This is a genomic window from Bacillota bacterium (assembly GCA_033549065.1).
Lineage (GTDB): Bacteria > Bacillota > Dethiobacteria > DTU022 > DTU022 > JAWSUE01.
Genome location: JAWSUE010000004.1, coordinates 67,050 through 84,941 on the forward strand (window position 1 = coordinate 67,050; position 17,892 = coordinate 84,941).

Below are 17,892 nucleotides of genomic sequence, written 5' to 3' on the forward strand. Positions count from 1 at the left end.
TGATAGTATCCTTTCGGGTGATTACCTTAAAACCAACAAATCTATTGCTCCATTAGAAGTGTTAAGCCTGATGCTATTACCGCCACCGTTCATAACCCCAACCAGGCTATTCTGCTTTAGATCAACTGAATCAAAATTGAGATTAGAAATAGTGATCGATCCATTTGAGGTTTCAGCCGCGAAATCCGCTTCTACGCTCTGGGCAACATGGAGAGTAATGGTGCCATTGCTGGTCCTGATTTCAAGATCATCATGCAGAAGTCTTACTTCAGCTTCGATATTGCCATTAGAAGTGCTTAGCCCTCCCAAACTCCTGGCGCCGATAACTGAAATATCCCCGTTGCTGCTTCTGGCAGTGACAATCCCATTAATTTCCTGAGCTGAAATGGTGCCGTTAGATGTGGCCAACCATGGATTGCCGGTTACTCCGACAAGATTGATATTGCCATTTGAACACTCGATGTGGTTGACTGTTATATCTGCAGGAATTTTTATATCATATTTAACAGTGACATCAGTTGGCTGGCCGGGATGATCAGTTCGAATCGTCATTGTTTCAGCGATATCTATAAATATTTCAACTTCCTCCAGAGCTGACTGCCCGTGAGTACTTTCCTTAACCGCCCTGATTTCAACATTGTCCTGGTCCCAACCAACAACCGTTACATCACCATTGGGATTAAAAATCTCGAGTATAGTCCCAGAACGAACTTTATATGACTGCAGAAATTCTTCAGTGGTTATAACCCTGCCGCAGCCGGATAGAATTAGAAGCATAAAAATTACCGGAATAATAATATTGCGGGCCGAATAATTCATATAATTATAACCTCCTGTATTAAATTATTATTTGTAAAGATCTTTTCGCTTTTATTTAAGAATCAATCATTTGCTGGCTTTATCATATCTTTTTTTAGGCTTTCAGATCAAGACATTATCGTTATGGCACCAAACATTTTTTCATTGATGCTTTCCTGGTCGGTTTTTTTATTATATAGTATTGGTTAGTCTTAAAATTAATTTTGGAGATTGATCCTTTGAATCGTTATTTACCATACCTGGCTGGAATAGGAGTGGCTTTAACCTGGGGCTTTTCTTTCATGTTCACCAGAAGTGCTCTTGATCAATTGTCTCCATTTCATCTCCTTGGCCTGCGGTTTGCTGCGGCAGCAGGCGCAATGCTTCTATTAAGGTTATTTAAGATAATAACTATTGATATTATTCCCGCTGATTATATTTCGCTGCTTCCACTGGCAGTATTTCAACCCATCCTTTATTTCTCAGCAGAAACTGCAGGTGTTATGCTTACATCGGCCTCTTATTCGGGTATGATGATTGCGGCAATCCCGATTTTTGTTGCAATTTTTTCCGCATTCATTCTGCGGGAATACCCGTCAAAACTTCAGGTGTTTTTCATCATCGCTTCTGTTAGTGGTGTAGTATTTATTGTATTTATGGATAACCAGTCGATTACCGGCGTTAACCCATTGGGTACTCTCGCCCTTTTAGGTGCTGTAATGGCTGCTGCATGTTACAATATTTCATCACGCAAAGCATCGGTTTATTACAATCCCCTGCAGCTTACATGGGTTATGATGGTTGTTGGAGCTATTGTCTTCAATGCTGTTTCTCTGGTTCAGCATATAATGGATGGAAGGATCAATCAGTTTTTAACACCATTGGCTGATCAATGGCTGACAATAATCTATCTCGGTGTTGCATCATCCGTAGCTGCTTTTTTTATGTATAATTTTATGCTCAGCAAGATTGCGGCCACCAGGGGATCTGTATTTGCCAATATGGTTACTGTAGTCGCTATTGCAGCCGGAGTTATTTTCAGGGGTGAGACAGTATACTGGTACCATCTGATCGGTACTGCTGCCATACTGGCCGGGGTTTGGGGAACAAATCGTTTCTCACCTCAGGTTGAAAAATATCTTGGGCAATCCGACAACTAAGATTCAATAGAAGGCAGCGGTTCAACAACTTGTCTTACCGAAGATATTTCAGGTTGTGTATACCAGCGATAGATTAAAATACCAACCAATAATAGGGTCAATATTTCAGAAAAAATCGGGGTGATCCATATCCCCGTTTCTGCCCAATATTTTGGGAAAATGTTTAATCCAATTACCGTAAAAACCAATCCCCTCGACATGGCCACCAGTAAGGAACTCCCGGCCTTTTCAAGAGCTGTGAAAAACATGGAACTGATAATGCTAATCGGCATAATCAGCAGTGTCCAACTGATAAATGCTGTCGCTTCTATTGTCAGTTTCATTGCTTCCGGATGTTCTGGAATAAAGAGCACAATCATGGCCGCCGATTGCGTCCTCAGGATGATAAAGAATACTAAACCCAGAAGGGAAGATATACTGATCAACCTGACTAAAGTTTGTTTGACTCTATCGTGATAGCCTGCTCCGTGGTTATAACTTAAGATAGGCTGTGATCCGGTACAGAGCCCAAGGAAAACAACAGAGCCGATGAGCATCAGATATTGAACCATGGCGAATGCTGCCACACCATCGCTGCCGAGATAGTAGAGCAGGGTTCGGTTGAATAAAAAAGTGGTTACCCCGGCCGCTACACTGGTAAAAAACTCTGAAGAACCATTAAAGGCAACCATTTTCAGGGTAATAAATCCTCCGCCCGGTATGCCAAACCGAAGTCCGGCTTTTTGCTTCAGCGCTTTATAAACAAAATAAGCGATGAAGATGAAAGCACCAAGGGTTTGGGATAATCCTGTAGCTAACGCTGCCCCGCCTATGCCCATTCCGAGCCGAAAGAGAAAAAGATAGTCAAGCAAAATGTTAAGCCCTGCCATACCCATCATAACACCGGTAGCGAAGTTTGGGCGCCCGTCATTACGTACAGTCTGCTCCAGAACAAAGATCAAGATCATTGTAGTAAAAAAGGGATAGATGGTCAAAAGGTATTCTCCTGCCATCACCCCAAGTGACCCTGATGTGCCGAGCAGATCCAGTATTACCGGATAGGCAAAAATCACAATTACACTGCCCGTAACACCAAGGATGGTGCCCAGTGTTACAACCAATCCCAAAACTCTTCTGGCCATGATTGTTTTCCCTGCACCCTGCAAAACAGCAACCCTGGCGTTACCGCCAACACCGATCATAACCGCCAGGCCGATAAAAAAGGCCAGTATTGGATAAAGAATATTAACTGAAGCCAGCGCCTCCGGACCCAGGCTTCTACCAACCATAACGGCATCTGCTATATGGTAGCAGGCCATGAAAAGCATTGAAGCAACCGCCGGTAGAGAATTCCTCAGAATCAGTTTCCCCGGCGGATGATTTAAAAATGCCTCACGAGCCGGATCATCAGAAAATATTTTCAGGTTATCAGCTCCGGTCATAGTTAACTACCTCCAGCTTTCTATATTAGCACTTTTAATATTTCATGACCAGATTAACGAAACTCCCTGAACGAACAAAGGTACCTGTGAATGATTTTCAGTAAAACTAAAGTCTGATTTTAAATGGTCTTTTCAGGTCATGGCAAATAATTTGAACAACATGGCGTCCCGTTAACATCGAACCGGGTAATCCGGATGGAGGCTCTACCCACTGTCCGATCTGATAAAAATTTCTCAACCCGGGCATTTTCTTTGGGATCTTGAAGCGCCCGGTTGCCGGAGGAACAATCCAGGCCATATAAGCCCCTTTATAGACATTGGTATAGTGGTTATATGTAGCCGGAGTTGCAACATCTACCACCTCGATATTTCCCCTGACTGCAGGAAATCGCTTTTCTACCAATTTTACTACCTGCTGCGCCAGTTTTTCTTTCTTATCGCGGTAGCGTATTTTATTTTGCGAATCTGCATGCCAGTAATCGTAATCAGAATAGAGGACAGCAGATACAAAGGTTTTTCCTGAAGGAGCCAGACTTGGATCATAAAAATGGTTAGTAATATAAAGATATTTATTCTCTTCACTTCCCAACTTAATCGGGTTATCCAATTTGACAGCCAGCTTCTTATCTTCAGAAGACAAATCACAGTTAACACCCATGGAAACCTGAACAGATGTATATATCGGCAATTTATTAAAACTATCCCGGATTAAAGGAGTGAGATATTTGCCTTTCAGCAATTCGTATGCTGTATGATGCAAATCAGCTGCGGATATTATTATATCGCCTTTTACCTCACAGCCATCTTCAAGAAGTAAACCTACTGCCTGTCCTTCCTCTATAATAATTTCTCGAACTTTTTTACGATAATTTATTGCCCCTCCGAGATCTATAAAATACTTCTCTATCGAGCGGGCAAATTGCAGGGATCCCCCTTGAGGGAAACCGGCATCCCGGTTATGAAAGGAAGCAAGGGTTGTGATCAAACCTATCATGGAATAGCGAGTTGGCATTATCAATTCCAGGGCTTCTCTCAGAAAGGGAGCCTTGATCTGTTTTAAATAATCAGCAATGGTTACTCTGGCAAATTTGCCTGACACCTTAAACATGGGCATCATTTTGATCAGGATCATGAGGATATGCCATGCTTTGATCAATTCATCCGGTTTTTCCAGGGGAAATTCCAGCCCGGCCATTGTCCTCGCGCCGTCAATTAAATCTTTAATTATATCTGAATCATCAGGCGCGTATTCAATTAGATGTTCTTCCAGTCTGTCCAGATCAGAATAGATGTGAAGGATTCTACCTCCACTTCCTTCAACGCTCATAAAAATATCATGATCGATAATCTCCGTATCCTCCAGAGCGCCTACTTCCCGCCAAAGGCGGTTAAACTGGCTTCCATCACCGGAACCAGTCAGCCAGGAAATACACCCATCAAAAGTAAATCCTTTTCTCTCCCAGGCAGTACATAATCCACCCGGTAGGTTATGCATTTCAAATATCTCTGCATCAAAACCGTTTCTTCTGGCATGAATCCCTGCCGAGAGACCTGCCATACCGGCGCCAATGATTAATAATTTTTCAGCCATATTATCTCCTCCGAATCCTTTTATTTGCCTATTGGAATAAACATTCGCTCAACATTTTTTAATGAATCCAACTCCTGAAGGGGGTCACCATTAATAACCATAAGTGCCGGTTTCATGCCCCTGGCAATGGTCCCAATATTACTCCCGAGGCCAACAAGAGAAGCATTACCAGACGTCACTATCTTTAATACTTCTCCTACCGGAATCCCGCTATCAACATAGAGCTTGATCTCTTCCAGTATAGCCTCTCCATGTTTAACGCCAGGTGCACCTGAGTCAGTTCCCATACCAAGGGGGACTCCCAATCTGAATGCAAGTTCAATTTTTTGGACCTGCTCTTCACATATTTTTTCTATTGTTTCAACTTCATCCATGCTCCAATTTGAACGGTTCCAATTACGGGCCTGAGCAGCAACCGGAATTACCGTGGGTATCCAACTAACCTGCTTATCTGCCATCTTTTTTAGCGTTTCTGTTTTAACAAAGTAGCCGTGTTCTACCGAATCTACTCCAGCCTGAACAGCCAACTCTACTGCTTCGTCTGAACTGGCATGGGCCATAGTTTTAAGCCCTTTTTTGTTTGCATAGCCAATAATGGCCTGCAACTCATCAAAGGGCATCAATTTACCTTCAACAGAACCATAAGAGTTAAAACTTACAACACCGGAAAGTACAATCTTTAACTGATCAATACCGGAATCTGAAAGTCTCTCGATTACAAAAGGGATTTCTTCAGGAGAATCGTAGCCATGACCCAGAAAAGAACCATAGCCTTCTTTTCTGCGTAAGGCTTCGCCAGTAGCAACAATTTGAGGTAAAACTTCTTTTCTTTTACTAAAATAATCCCTGAAATGAAGATTAAATCCCCTGCTATCCCCACCATCCCTAACTACACCAACCCCAGCCCTGGCGGTATTCTCCAAAGCTTTGATAATATGAACCTTGAATCCTTCAGGGGTTCTCCACATTTCCAGCGCAGTACTGAGACCATCGCCTCCCAGTGCCAGATGAACATGGGCATCAATTAATGACGGCATTAGAACCTGCCCTCTTTCTAAAGAAAACAGGTTGGGAGAATGGTAAACATGGACCGGTAATTTTTCATAGGAGATGGCTTGAAGTGAAGAAATTATACCATTTTCGATTTTAATAAGGATGTCTCTGGTCTGTAAAAGCTCACTACCGACCAATGCTCCAGGTGCCCATATGTAAAGAGATGTATGTTTATCTATTGGGATAATCTCTGTCATCAATAAGCAACAGCTTCCTATCTGCTATAAACATAAGGTTACTCCTGACCACGGCCGAGAAGGAGATAAATAACTGATCCAAAAATGATCACTGCTATGATCACGATCCAACCGGCTTTCGATATATACTTTACCTTCTTGCGCTGCATCAGATCGGTAATAGCAACAGCGATCAGCACCAGATTTATTACAAATATAATGGCGATGATCAATAGGGTGGAACCGGACATATCAGGAATTCCTCCTCCAATAACCTAATTAACCTATAAGACTCAGGTAACTTCTACAGTTAACCGCAGATAACCTTCCCCGTAAAGATACAATGAAAGAAGCTCTGCAGCTAAGAGATAAAAGCAGCGAAATCACCAGGGTAGGTTCATATTCGCTGCTTACTTTTAATAGTATTATACAACAGGTTTTCAAATCATCCTGAGTCAGGATTCTTTTTTGCTTTTAGTGCTCTTGGCAATCATCCAGATGCCAACAACAATAAGACCAACGATCCATAAATAGTTCAGGTAACTCAGATAATCAACCCAACGGCCTGATTCGGCAAAACCAATAAAACCGGCAAAGAGAAAAAGTCCTATAGCCGGGTATAAGGGCCAGAACCGTCCTCCATGATCGAGCTCTTTGAACCACATAGTGTGGACAAGCAAAACCGCAAAAAAACTTAATCCGAGAAGCAGAAAGAAATATGCTGCACTCACTACTCCGTCAGCCGGAGCTACAGTGAGAGAAGCAAAGATACCAACTGCCAGCAGCACAGTTCCCGGAATTAGAAAACCGACATTCCCATATTCTTTTCGTCCGCCAAGTAAAACATAGGTTGCAATAAATCCCAGGGCAAGCATGAATAGAAAAATCTGTCCGGGTATTACACCTAATTGGCTTAGTAACAAGACAATACCTGCAACTATTAAAATAATACCGCCTTTTACCGATTTACTCATTTCCAATCTCTCCTTTAGGGCTTGTTTTTCTATATAATAATCCCTGAATCTTCAGCAAAACAGTAACTGCGGTCATTAAATAGTCACTGACTAATATTACTGCAGTCATGTTTGTATTAGACGAAACAAAGAAGAAATTCTTTTATCTAGATCAGGTATTTATTCAGGGCCAGCAGTACTGCCTGCGTACGGTCGTTGGTTCCGAGTTTGCTGTAGATTACACTAACCTGGTTTTTCACAGTTCCTTCGCTTAAAAAAAGCTTGGACGCTATATCACTGTTGTTTAATCCATCAGCCATTAAGCTGAGTATCTCTTTTTCTCGCTTGGTTAATAAATCATTTTCCAATGCAGTAACTTTTGCTGTATCAATTTTTTCAGAACCAGCAGCCCTGCCAACTAGCTTGGCAGCAATCTCGGGCTGGAGCATTATATTGCCCTTGTGAGTTACCCTGATTGTTTCAAAAAGTTTTTCCGATGGTAAATCTTTGAGCAAAAATGTTTTTGCCCCGGCCTGCATAGCTTTGATTATCAGTTCGTCATCATCGAAGGTTGTCAGGATAATAACTTTTGTATCAGGGCACTCTTCAGCTATATACCTGGTTGCTTCAACACCGTCCATTTCGGGCATCCGGATATCCATCAGGACTATATCCGGCCCTAGCTGTCGACATAAGTTAAGCGCTTCCCTGCCATTCGCAGCTGTGCCAAGAGTAGTCAGATCTTCCTCCAGATCAATGATAGTCTGCAGACCTTCCCGCATCAGCTGTTGATCATCAGCAACTATAATTTTTATCTTACCTCTCATACCTTGAAATCCTCCAGTAACATTCGAACCAAAAACCCTTGAGGCTGTAAATTCGTAAAAGAAACATCGCCACCGATTGTTGCCGCCCGTTCACGAATTCCCTGCAGTCCGTATCCTTCTTGCAACTCTGTGTTTCCCTTTCCGTTATCTTCAATTTCGAGCAGTAGTTTCCGTTCCAGTTGCTGTAAGTTAATCTTTATAGTTGAAGCCTGTCCGTGGCGAATACCATTCGTAATGCTTTCCTGGGCAATTCTGTAAATAACAAGTTCAACATTCTCTGGCAATTCAATTCCGTCTTCGATATTTAACAGTATTGAAACTCCACTTCCTTCATAATCACGGATCAAGCCCTTCAGGGCATCTGGGAAGCCCAGCGTTTCAACAGGATCTGAACGTAATGACTTTACGGTCAGGCGCACTTCTTCAAGTCCCTTTCGGGCCTGCTCCTGGCTTTTCTTCAACTCATCAAGGGCTTTTTGTGGCTCCCGGATTACCAGCTTCTTCCCTGCCTCAAGGGTGACAATTATCGCCGTCAGCGTATGAGCCAGAGTATCATGAAGCTCCCGTGCAATACGGGTCCTTTCTTCAACAGCAGCAAGTTGTTCTCGTTCTTTGCTCACTTCCATAAGCTTCAGGTATGCTTTCTCAAGGTCTGCACGGGAGCGATCCAGCTGTTCCAGGGCTGCTTCAGCTCGCTCCCGTTCTTCGGTTTGCCTTCTGGCAAGGTAGCTGACAGCATAGGCAAAAAGAAAGAAGAGTGCATTGATCATAATTACTGCCATATTATCCCAATTTAAGGTGTTCCTCCAGTAAAATCCGGCTGCACTGACAGCAATGAACCCGGTGATCGCAAAAATAAAAATATATTCTCCCGTGGGGCTTTTGTAAGCCAGGAGACTTTCGGCAATTAAAATAATCAGTAAAATGCCACCGACAGAAGTCCCATCCATGAATATAAAGATATAAGCTGCCAGGAGCTGTATGTATAGACTGGGGATACTATATGCTGGATACTTATTATCAAGGTAAAAAGTCCTGATATTGTCAAGTGTAAATATAATCAAAAACGGCAGAAAGGGACCCTTAAAAGATATCCCTTCAGTAATTACCGAAACCCAGAGGACTGCCGTGTATCCTCCATATTTGCCCAAGTTCAAAATCAGGCCAGTTTTTCGATCCATTTATTACTCCTGTTAATATCAGAAATTGCTGCAAAATTGCACTTCAAACCCATTATAGCACAGTGATTGCTCCATAATGAAACGTTTCAAAAAAGTTTGACTTTTACAGCATAAAATGGCATAATGTTAATATTCAGGAATGAAAAGGCAAAACTGCTGAAAAGTGGCGACGCAAAACTACAGGGGCTAAGAGCATTTTTATGCTGATGCCAGCCAGCTGCCGGTTTGAATAGCAATAAACCGGTCCCGTCTGGAAATTAGGCGGGTTTTTTGGTCTTTTCTATGATGGTCTGATCCTCTCATGGAGGATGCATATGTTTAATAAGAATCAAAAAAAGCAATATTTACTTGCTGCTTTGCTGGCCATTTTAATTACATTTGGTCCGGCCGGGATGGCTCATGCTGTAATGGTCGAACTGAGTCTGGAAGAACTCTCAACTGAGGCTGACTCTGTAATATTGGGAACGGTTGAAGAAATATCGAGCCAGTGGAATGAGGATTATACCAGCATATACAGTACTGTAACTGTTATTGTGGAAGAATTAATAAGTGGCGTAACCACTGGTAATACTGTAAGTATAATTGTTCCCGGTGGAAATGTTGATGGAATTACCCAGTTTGTATCGGATAATCCAAATTTCAAACCGGGAGAAACAGCGGTTTTTTTCCTCAATGAACGCCCCGGACAAATACTACCGCGCAGGCAGATCCAGCCAAAGACATACGATGTTTTTGGAAGTTTCCAGGGTAAGTTTGAAGTAAAAGGCAATAAATCCAGGGGCATCCCGGTAGAAATATTAAAAGAAGAGATCAAAACGATAGCTGTCAAAGGGCATTCACAGCTAAATCTTGATCTGACTGAAGTAGAAACCGACTATGTAAATGGCTACGATTATACCTATAGCGGTGTGCGCTGGCCGGGATCTTCACCGGTAGTTCCTTACAAAATAAATGCATCTACGAGTGATCGGAATCAACATATCCAGGCTGCCGCAGGCACCTGGAATAATGCCGGTGCAAACTTTACCTTCAGGTATGACGGAACACACTCACGCATTGGTTTAGCATCAAAAAATAATATAAACGAAATACTCTGGGGCGATCTTAATACGGGCGCCCTGGCTACCGCTACAATCTGGTACGATCAGAATAAGCGGATATTGGAAACGGATATCGTGTTCAATACCAGGTATAGTTGGTATACAAATGGCTATGCTTATTATGATGTCCAGACCGTTGCTCTCCACGAGCTTGGCCATTGGCTCTGCCTGGAGCATTCTTCAGTGGAAGGATCAATTATGTACTACAGAATGACCGGCCTGCAGCGGTACCTGCATGAAGTTGATATTGCGGGCATACACCATATTTATGGAACTTCAGGTACGGTTATCGAAAACAATGACAATTTTGCCGACCGTTATCTGATCAACGGCTTGAGCGGGCAAACAACAGGTACGAATATCAATTCTACCAGTGAACCTGGAGAACCAATCCACGCCAGGTCAGGAGGAGGCCGTTCCGTTTGGTGGGAATGGGTTGCCCCGCAGTCAGGTTTTGCAGAAATCACAACTTTTGGCAGCAACTATGATACTGTACTGGCTGTATATACCGGCAATACTGTATCAAGTTTAACTGAAATTGCTTCAAATGATGATTATGGTGGAACCCGTCAGAGCAGGGTCGGCTTCAATGCCAATAGTGGAAATAGCTACAAGATTGCTGTTGACGGATGGTTGGGCGCTACCGGGAATATCGTTTTGAACTGGCAGTTATCGCCTATTGACTGTGCCATTTCTGTCCCCCCCCTTCCTTCAGGACCTGACAGCGGTTTTACAGAGACAACTTATATCTATAGCATAGAAACTGGTGCCTCCTGCTCAAACAGCCACCCTGTTGAATACCGATTTGACTGGGGAGACGACAGATATTCCGGTTGGAGCAGTTCGCTGAGTTCAGAAATAATATGGAGCGTTCCGGGCACCTATCAGGTCCGCTCACAAGCTCGCTGTGCAACTGAAACAACTAAGCTATCTTCATGGTCAGCTGGAAAGGAAGTCACGATTACAGTTGAACCTGTTGAGTACAGTTTGCTGGTTTCCATTGAAGGAGAAGGCATGACAGATCCCCTTCCCGGCACATATAGATATGAAGAAAATACCTTAGTAAATTTATCTGCAACAGCAGATCAAAATTGGACCTTTGATAAATGGATTATCGATGACGAAGAAACTAGTGAATCGGCACTGCTTATCAATATGGATAGTGATATAACAGCAACTGCAGTATTCATAGAAAATCCTGATTCAGTCGGCCAAAACCCGGACAATCCCAATCCCGAAGAACCTGAAGGGCCCGAAGAATATGTACTGACAATACAAATAATCGGTCAGGGTATTACAGAACCTGCTGCCGGAACATATACTGTTGAAGAAGGCAGTGAAATTAGCCTCAATGCAATCGAAGTGGATAACTGGCATTTCCAGAAATGGGTTATTAATGATGTTGAAGATACAGCACTTTCTGTAACAATCGATATAGATGAAGATACAGATGTAACAGCTATTTTTAACGAAGATTTGCTCGATGAGCCGTTACCGAGCCCAACTCCCACGCCAGTTCCCAGCCCTGAGCCGACACCGCAATCACCATCTCAGCCAACAACGAATCCTCCAGTATCATATCCACCGACATCCAATCCACCCGTCGTGTCTGCACCTGCACCTGCCAATTTATTTTCACTGACAGTTGTCGTTAAAGGGAATGGAACCACCAACCCTGCACCGGGATTATATACATACAACCAGGATGACAAGCTAGAATTAACTGCTAAACCGGATGCAGGGTGGAGGTTTGACCGGTGGCAGATCGGTAACAGCACTATTAAAGATATTAAAGTAAGGGTAACTATCAATGAAAATAAAACTGCTATTGCATATTTCATGATGTTAGGAAAAGGAGACTTAACCGGTGATGGCAAGGTAACCGTAAATGATGTTGCGCTGGTAGCCCGTTATGTAGTAGGCTTAGCAATCCTTGATGAAGCTCAGCAAATAAATGCCGATGTGAACGGCGACGGGCTTATTAATGTTCTTGATATAGCTTTACTTATGCGTTTTTCTCTTGGTTTGATTGATACTTTTCAATAGCAAACCCCTTCATGCACTGCCCACTAAATTAATTCCGGCAAGAAAATGCTATAATATGATTAATCACAAGTACTGCAGGCTTTATCGCCTTATGGAGAGGATTAGGCTGTATAAAAAATTTTTGTACATGTTAATCTTATTGCTAATTCCTGCAATTTGTTTCTTCACAACCAGCTGCAGTAAATTACCAATCAGTGAAACACTACCAGAAATCCAAACTGAACTCTTGACATCACCAGGTGAACAAAATATAGGAGTCAGCCCAATGCCTGATGTATCTGAGCAGGAACCAGTTCAGGATCAGATCTTAAGAAATGAATTTTTGGATTCAATTTTAATTGAATTTAAGGAGACGGTAGAAAATCAGGCCCGTAAATTTCCTGAATGCTTTTATTTACATTCACCATCGAACAAGAAGCAAATAGCCCTTACCTTTGATGATGGCCCCGATGGCAGGTATACACCGGGGATACTGGACGTTTTAAAAGAGTGTAATGTTAAAGCGACATTCTTCCTCCTGGGACAAAATATGGAGCTTAATCCGGAAATGACCAAACGTATTGTCGATGAAGGACATGCTGTTGGTAATCACAGCTATTCCCACCCGGATTTCAGATATCTCAAAGTAGAGGAAGCGCATCAAAAGCAGGTAATTAAAACCCAGCAAATATTTGAAGAAATTTTAGGATTCAGGCCAGCCTATTTTCGTCCCCCTTACGGGGTTGTAACAGACGAACAGATCAAGGTGCTGTGTGAAGAAAGCATGATTATTGTTAACTGGTCAATTGAAACTTTTGACTGGTCAGATACCCAGAACAGCCCTGGAAAAATCCTCGATCGAATCAAGCGATATCACCATGAAGGTGCTGTTATATTAATGCATTCGGCGGGTGGAGATCGAAGCAATACAATCACGGTTTTACCAGAACTTATTGAATTTCTGCAGAATGAAGGTTATGAGTTTGTAACGATAGATAGGATGTTTAATAAATAGGAAAGCACATCCATACATATCACCTGGTGGGGACGAGAGGTATTGAACCTCCGACCTCTTGAATGTGAATCAAGCGCTCTCCCGCTGAGCTACGTCCCCATCTTTATACTTACTTAATCGAAATTAGATCAGGTTCATTATAGCACAACTGCAATGTAACCCACCTTTTTATAATATATCTTACAAATCGCTATAGAGGCTTTCCAGAACATCGCAATAGCGTACGGTGATTGCTTTCCGTTTGACCTTTTGAGTCGGCGTTATTTCCCCAAGTACCTGGCTGAAATCGGCATCAAGAATTACAAACTTTCTGATCTGCTCTGCCCGGGAAAACTCACTGTTCTTCTCGGCAACATACTGTTCAACAACCCTATAAAGCTCTTTATTCTCTGACGGCCTTTTAGTTTGTTTTAGATCAATGCCAAATCTGGGAGCTTGTTCCGGCAGTGATTCTTCATCAAGAGTAATTAAAGCTACCAGGTATGGCTTAGCATCACCGTAAACCAATACCTGACTGATCAGTGGGTGTGTTTTTAATGCATTCTCCAGGTTCTGTGGCGTGATATTTTTACCACCGGCGGTAATGATCATATCCTTTTTACGATCACTGATCACCAAAAACCCTTCTTCATTGAAATACCCGATATCTCCTGAATAGAACCAACCCTCGGCATCAATAGCTTCCCTTGTGGTTGCTTCATTCTTATAGTAGCCTTTTAGTACACCCGGTGAACGGATCAGGATTTCCCCGTCAGCAGCTATCTTTATTTCAGCTCCGGGAATGGGAAGCCCGACTGTTCCAAACCGGTAATGATCAAGACGATTGATGGAACATACGACCGTACATTCTGTAAGGCCATAACCTTCGGCTATTAGTAAACCCAGCGAAGAAAAGAATTCTATGATCTCTCTTGCCAGTGGAGCTCCACCTGATATGAAAAAGCGCATACGGCCACCCATAAGCTTTTTAATTTTACGGTAAACCAAGCGATCGGCAATTTTATACCTGAATCCATAAAGGAGTGGAAGCTTTTTACCATCCTGGCGATAAATATTTGATTCTTTCCCTACTTTAAGCGCCCAGTTAAATATTTTCTTTTTAACCGGGCTGTAATCTTGAACTGCAGCCTGAACTCGATTGTATGCTTTTTCAAAAAAGCGGGGAACTGCCCTGGACCAGGTAGGTTGAACTTCTATTAAATCTGTCCTTACCGTATCAAGGCTTGCTGAATAGGCAGTAGGCAAACGAAAATAGATGCTGAGAAATTGTCCACCATGCCTTTCCATAGAATGCGCCAGGGGCAGAAATGATAGAACAAGATCGTCTTTATCCAGCGGAAGCAGGTAAGAAACACTCTGACATATATAAATTATATTACCATGTGACAGGAGACAGCCTTTAGGCGGTCCGGTCGTCCCGGATGTATACATAATTGCATTGATATCCTCAAGGCTGAGCGAAGAACATAAATCGTTATAGGTCAATGCATTTGTCCGCTGATATTTTCGGCCTAAATCCAGGAATTCTTCAAAGCTAAGATCAAATATATCTTCCCCGGAATAGAAATTAAATGAGATTACCTTTTCAAGGCCCGGCATCTGCGGAAGGATTGAATTAACCTTCTCCAACTGTTCCTTTGAATTCACGAATATAACTTTAGATGATGAATGATTAAGTATGTATAGAACCTGTTCAGCAGCACTTGTGGCATAAATGGGCACGGATACTGCCCCGGCAGCAAGAATTCCCATATCAGCATATGTCCATTCAACACGATTCTCTGAGAATATGGCAACTCTGTCACCCTTTTCAATTCCCAAAGCCTGTAATCCGCAGGCAATGTTCAAAACTTTTTCGCCATATTCCCGCCAGCTGATTTTATGCCAGCTTTCTCCTCTTTTTTCAATCAGTGCTGTAGTTTCAGGGAAATCGGTTGCCCAGCGTGCAAATACATGAACAATCGTATCATTCTCTGGTTGTTCAATCTCCTCACCCTTGTAATACATACTTAACCTCCCCGGGGTTTCTAACATAATTTATATCTTATATTTTGAAATATATCAAATATTTATTATATTTTGTTTATAATAAAAAACACCACTTAATCTTTTGAATTAGCGGTGCACATAGAAATATAATTTATATCATTTTACCTGGCGATTAGCATTAGAAGCTCTTTACCTTCTTCTGAGAGGCCGTAACTTTCGATTTCTTCACTTATCAAATCTTTATCACCATATCCACCAATAATACCATTAAGACGGGCTGCTGTTGTCGAGTTTACGAAACTGCTGAAGTCCGGAAAAAGCGCCCTGATTTCTCTAATAAGTTCGGGCACTCCCTGAAGGTAATATTTCTGGTGATAATCTTCGGCAAGGTAGAAGTTTGTAAGCGGTGCTACTTCTGTATTTACATCCCCGGTTGTTTCACTTTCTATCAGTGCCTTGCTTTCCAGAGCAATCCTTTCCTGTTCATCATTATGATAAAGAATCAACGACATATATTGTCTTGACCAGCAAGGAATTGTCGGGTCATGGTTTTCCCAGAATATCTTGATTAAATCTTCGTAACTGACAACCGAAGGATCATAGTCAATCTGTATAGTTTCGGTATGGTCTCCCAGATTCTGATATGTTGGGTTCTCATAAACTCCGCCTGCATAACCAACTCTCGTCCTGTATACACCCTTGATCTGCCCGAACTGGGCATCGGGGCCCCAAAATCACCCCAACCCAAAAGTTGCAGTTTCCAAATTTTCGGGGATTGTAAACTCAAGAGGGGGTATTGCATATTTATCAAAATCCCTATTTTGTTCCACTAAACCCACTTCCTCTCCTATTTCAGGTTCAGCCTTGGAATCAAGAACAGCTTGATTGTCATCAGCATACGAACATCCGGTAATTAAAAGTGACCATAAAACAACATTCACGATCAATATTAATAAACCCGGCTTTAAACCGTAGACAAACTTTTTCATGATATCATTACCTAACTTTTAGTATATTTTTAATCATTCAAGATAGTGATGTCGTAAGTTATAGGCTGCCTGGTACTACCTGGCAGCCTATCAATGTTATGAATCTGCAAAATTTATATCTCAATCATTTTTAAACTATTTAATTGCTTATTCCTGGTGAATATCCCCGGGGATATTGCCCTGGTACGTATTATCATCGGGATCACCTATCTGCAGGGTCGCTCCTTCAGAGAGATGCACTGCACCACCTTCACTGGCCCGGTTGCTGTCAAAAGTATTGCTGGATAAAGTAACCACTGCATCCAGAAGAGCTAACAATCCACCGCCGTTTCGCCTTGCCTCGTTATTCCTGAATATGTTTCCGTTAAATACAGGATTCGATGCCTGGATATATACTCCTGCACCACTGCGCTCGACGAAATTCTCCGATATCTCATTGTTCGAGAATTCAGGATTGGAGGATTCATTAATAACCACACCGCCACCAATGCTGGCCCGGTTATCAGATATAGTATTACCTTCAAGAACAGGAGATGAATTAATAAAAATTGAAATGCCTCCCCCGGCCGTTGCGTTATTGCCGATAATAAGATTATCCTGCAGAAGCGGAGAAGATTCGAAATAAATAGCAACTCCTCCACCGGATGGTCCTGCCTGGTTATCTGAGATATCATTTCCGATTAGTGTCGGAGAAGACATGATCATGTAAAAACCACCGCCAACCTGGGTGGCGCTATTGTTAATTACACTGTTATTATTAATATCCGGGCTTGCCTCAAAGATTGAAAATGCTCCACCGTTTTCAGCTCGGTTATCGGTAATCGAATTTCCTTCGAAAATTGTATGAGCGTCTCCTTCACCGCTGATTGCTACAGCTCCACCGCTTCGGCCGGCAGAATTGCTGGTAATTTCATTATCAGTGATCGTTGCTGACGCATAGGCTAGGAAGATTCCACCGCCGCCGCCGGTTGAGATATTGTCGTGGATCCGGTTGCCGGTGATAACCGGACTTGAGCCGTATATCAGAACTCCGCCACCACGCTCGGCCACATTATTGGTAATAATGTTTTTGCTTATCGTAGGTGAACCGCCATTTAAAACTATAACTCCTCCACCGTAAAAAGAAGGAATCTGCTGCATCTCACCTTCTATCTCAAATTCCAAAACTTCCATATTTCCACTTCCACCGGTGATAGTAAAACCGGTGATAACGGCGTTTTCGTTTTCTCCGCTTTCGAAGGTTACAACAGAATCGACACCGTTTCCATCAATAATTGTTCCTGTTACAACTTCCGGATCATCGGGATCAACACTGCGAATAGTGATATTTTTCCCGTTGAAGTTAATGCTTTCATTATATGTGCCCGGTCGAACCAAAATTACATCGCCATCTTCTGCAGCATCAATTGCTTCCTGAATTGTAGAAAAGTCATCAGGAACTGATATTGCACCCTCGACGACAACCTCATCTTCACCACAGGCTGTAACAAAGGCTGTTAAAGCAATAAATAAAACTGCAAGAATTATATTGTAAAGAGGATGCTTTCGCTTACTTTTCTTCATCTAAAAATTACCTCCATTCTGCCGTTATGACAAAGGTTTTCAGGCGGTTTA

14 protein-coding genes, 1 tRNA gene, 1 pseudogene and 1 riboswitch are annotated in these 17,892 nt (G+C 42.4%); of the genes and pseudogenes, 3 read left to right on the forward strand and 13 right to left on the reverse strand.

Annotated features, from left to right (window positions below):
• Positions 1–21: 21 nt before the first annotated feature.
• Positions 22–819 carry a DUF4097 family beta strand repeat-containing protein gene (locus tag SCJ97_03620; protein ID MDW7739134.1) on the reverse strand — a complete coding sequence of 266 codons (798 nt, stop codon included), beginning with the start codon at positions 817–819 and terminating at the stop codon, positions 22–24.
• Positions 820–1,037: 218 nt separating this feature from the next.
• On the opposite strand from SCJ97_03620, the gene SCJ97_03625 reads away from it, so the two are divergent.
• Complete coding sequence (locus SCJ97_03625; GenBank protein ID MDW7739135.1) at positions 1,038–1,958, forward strand: DMT family transporter; 921 nt, start codon at positions 1,038–1,040, stop codon at positions 1,956–1,958.
• On the opposite strand, the gene SCJ97_03630 is transcribed toward SCJ97_03625, so the two are convergent.
• The 7 genes from SCJ97_03630 to SCJ97_03660 all read right to left on the reverse strand — a co-directional run bounded on the left by SCJ97_03630 (position 1,955) and on the right by SCJ97_03660 (position 9,160).
• On the reverse strand, positions 1,955–3,379 hold the full coding sequence (locus SCJ97_03630; GenBank protein MDW7739136.1) for an MATE family efflux transporter: 1,425 nt from the start codon (positions 3,377–3,379) through the stop codon (positions 1,955–1,957). The genes SCJ97_03625 and SCJ97_03630 overlap by 4 nt on opposite strands.
• A 106-nt stretch (positions 3,380–3,485) precedes the next feature.
• Positions 3,486–4,970 carry an NAD(P)/FAD-dependent oxidoreductase gene (locus SCJ97_03635; GenBank protein ID MDW7739137.1) on the reverse strand — a complete coding sequence of 495 codons (1,485 nt, stop codon included), beginning with the start codon at positions 4,968–4,970 and terminating at the stop codon, positions 3,486–3,488.
• Between the two features lie 20 nt (positions 4,971–4,990).
• Positions 4,991–6,220, reverse strand: a complete 1,230-nt coding sequence (locus SCJ97_03640) for an amidohydrolase family protein (protein MDW7739138.1) — start codon at positions 6,218–6,220, stop codon at positions 4,991–4,993.
• 38 nt (positions 6,221–6,258) lie between these two features.
• The gene (locus SCJ97_03645) at positions 6,259–6,450 is read right to left on the reverse strand and encodes a PLDc N-terminal domain-containing protein (GenBank protein ID MDW7739139.1); all 192 of its coding nucleotides are present in this window, start codon (positions 6,448–6,450) and stop codon (positions 6,259–6,261) included.
• A gap of 204 nt (positions 6,451–6,654) precedes the next feature.
• On the reverse strand, positions 6,655–7,173 hold the full coding sequence (locus tag SCJ97_03650; protein MDW7739140.1) for a hypothetical protein: 519 nt from the start codon (positions 7,171–7,173) through the stop codon (positions 6,655–6,657).
• A 146-nt stretch (positions 7,174–7,319) separates the two neighbouring features.
• Entirely contained in the window at positions 7,320–7,979 is a 660-nt protein-coding gene (locus SCJ97_03655; GenBank protein MDW7739141.1) for a response regulator transcription factor, read from the reverse strand.
• Positions 7,976–9,160 carry a sensor histidine kinase gene (locus SCJ97_03660; protein ID MDW7739142.1) on the reverse strand — a complete coding sequence of 395 codons (1,185 nt, stop codon included), beginning with the start codon at positions 9,158–9,160 and terminating at the stop codon, positions 7,976–7,978. Before SCJ97_03660 ends, SCJ97_03655 begins: the two co-directional genes overlap by 4 nt.
• Positions 9,161–9,296: 136 nt before the next feature.
• Positions 9,297–9,385: riboswitch (cyclic di-GMP riboswitch) on the forward strand.
• Between the two features lie 89 nt (positions 9,386–9,474).
• On the opposite strand from SCJ97_03660, the gene SCJ97_03665 reads away from it, so the two are divergent.
• Together SCJ97_03665 and SCJ97_03670 are read left to right on the forward strand one after the other, a co-directional pair.
• Complete coding sequence (locus tag SCJ97_03665) at positions 9,475–12,306, forward strand: matrixin family metalloprotease (protein MDW7739143.1); 2,832 nt, start codon at positions 9,475–9,477, stop codon at positions 12,304–12,306.
• A 265-nt stretch (positions 12,307–12,571) separates the two neighbouring features.
• Positions 12,572–13,300, forward strand: coding sequence for a polysaccharide deacetylase family protein (locus tag SCJ97_03670; GenBank protein MDW7739144.1), 729 nt, complete (start codon positions 12,572–12,574; stop codon positions 13,298–13,300).
• Between the two features lie 24 nt (positions 13,301–13,324).
• On the opposite strand, the gene SCJ97_03675 is transcribed toward SCJ97_03670, so the two are convergent.
• The 5 genes and pseudogenes from SCJ97_03675 to SCJ97_03695 all read right to left on the reverse strand — a co-directional run bounded on the left by SCJ97_03675 (position 13,325) and on the right by SCJ97_03695 (position 17,841).
• Positions 13,325–13,399 (reverse strand) — tRNA-Val (locus tag SCJ97_03675).
• Between the two features lie 81 nt (positions 13,400–13,480).
• Complete coding sequence (locus tag SCJ97_03680; protein ID MDW7739145.1) at positions 13,481–15,307, reverse strand: long-chain fatty acid--CoA ligase; 1,827 nt, start codon at positions 15,305–15,307, stop codon at positions 13,481–13,483.
• 143 nt (positions 15,308–15,450) lie between these two features.
• Positions 15,451–16,011 (reverse strand): annotated as a pseudogene (locus tag SCJ97_03685) (peptide-methionine (S)-S-oxide reductase).
• A gap of 12 nt (positions 16,012–16,023) precedes the next feature.
• Complete coding sequence (locus tag SCJ97_03690) at positions 16,024–16,278, reverse strand: hypothetical protein (protein MDW7739146.1); 255 nt, start codon at positions 16,276–16,278, stop codon at positions 16,024–16,026.
• A 147-nt stretch (positions 16,279–16,425) separates the two neighbouring features.
• Entirely contained in the window at positions 16,426–17,841 is a 1,416-nt protein-coding gene (locus tag SCJ97_03695; GenBank protein ID MDW7739147.1) for a right-handed parallel beta-helix repeat-containing protein, read from the reverse strand.
• Positions 17,842–17,892 lie beyond the last annotated feature (51 nt).

Excerpts from the sequence above, each read along its gene's own strand:
- SCJ97_03620 (MDW7739134.1), bottom strand. The coding sequence starts at position 819 with ATGAATTATTCGGCCCGCAATATTATTATTCCGGTAATTTTTATGCTT.
- SCJ97_03630 (MDW7739136.1), bottom strand. The coding sequence starts at position 3,379 with ATGACCGGAGCTGATAACCTGAAAATATTTTCTGATGATCCGGCTCGT.
- SCJ97_03635 (MDW7739137.1), bottom strand. The coding sequence starts at position 4,970 with ATGGCTGAAAAATTATTAATCATTGGCGCCGGTATGGCAGGTCTCTCG.
- SCJ97_03640 (MDW7739138.1), bottom strand. The coding sequence starts at position 6,220 with ATGACAGAGATTATCCCAATAGATAAACATACATCTCTTTACATATGG.
- SCJ97_03645 (MDW7739139.1), bottom strand. The coding sequence starts at position 6,450 with ATGTCCGGTTCCACCCTATTGATCATCGCCATTATATTTGTAATAAAT.
- SCJ97_03650 (MDW7739140.1), bottom strand. The coding sequence starts at position 7,173 with ATGAGTAAATCGGTAAAAGGCGGTATTATTTTAATAGTTGCAGGTATT.
- SCJ97_03655 (MDW7739141.1), bottom strand. The coding sequence starts at position 7,979 with ATGAGAGGTAAGATAAAAATTATAGTTGCTGATGATCAACAGCTGATG.
- SCJ97_03660 (MDW7739142.1), bottom strand. The coding sequence starts at position 9,160 with ATGGATCGAAAAACTGGCCTGATTTTGAACTTGGGCAAATATGGAGGA.
- SCJ97_03665 (MDW7739143.1), top strand. The coding sequence starts at position 9,475 with ATGTTTAATAAGAATCAAAAAAAGCAATATTTACTTGCTGCTTTGCTG.
- SCJ97_03670 (MDW7739144.1), top strand. The coding sequence starts at position 12,572 with ATGCCTGATGTATCTGAGCAGGAACCAGTTCAGGATCAGATCTTAAGA.
- SCJ97_03680 (MDW7739145.1), bottom strand. The coding sequence starts at position 15,307 with ATGTATTACAAGGGTGAGGAGATTGAACAACCAGAGAATGATACGATT.
- SCJ97_03690 (MDW7739146.1), bottom strand. The coding sequence starts at position 16,278 with ATGAAAAAGTTTGTCTACGGTTTAAAGCCGGGTTTATTAATATTGATC.
- SCJ97_03695 (MDW7739147.1), bottom strand. The coding sequence starts at position 17,841 with ATGAAGAAAAGTAAGCGAAAGCATCCTCTTTACAATATAATTCTTGCA.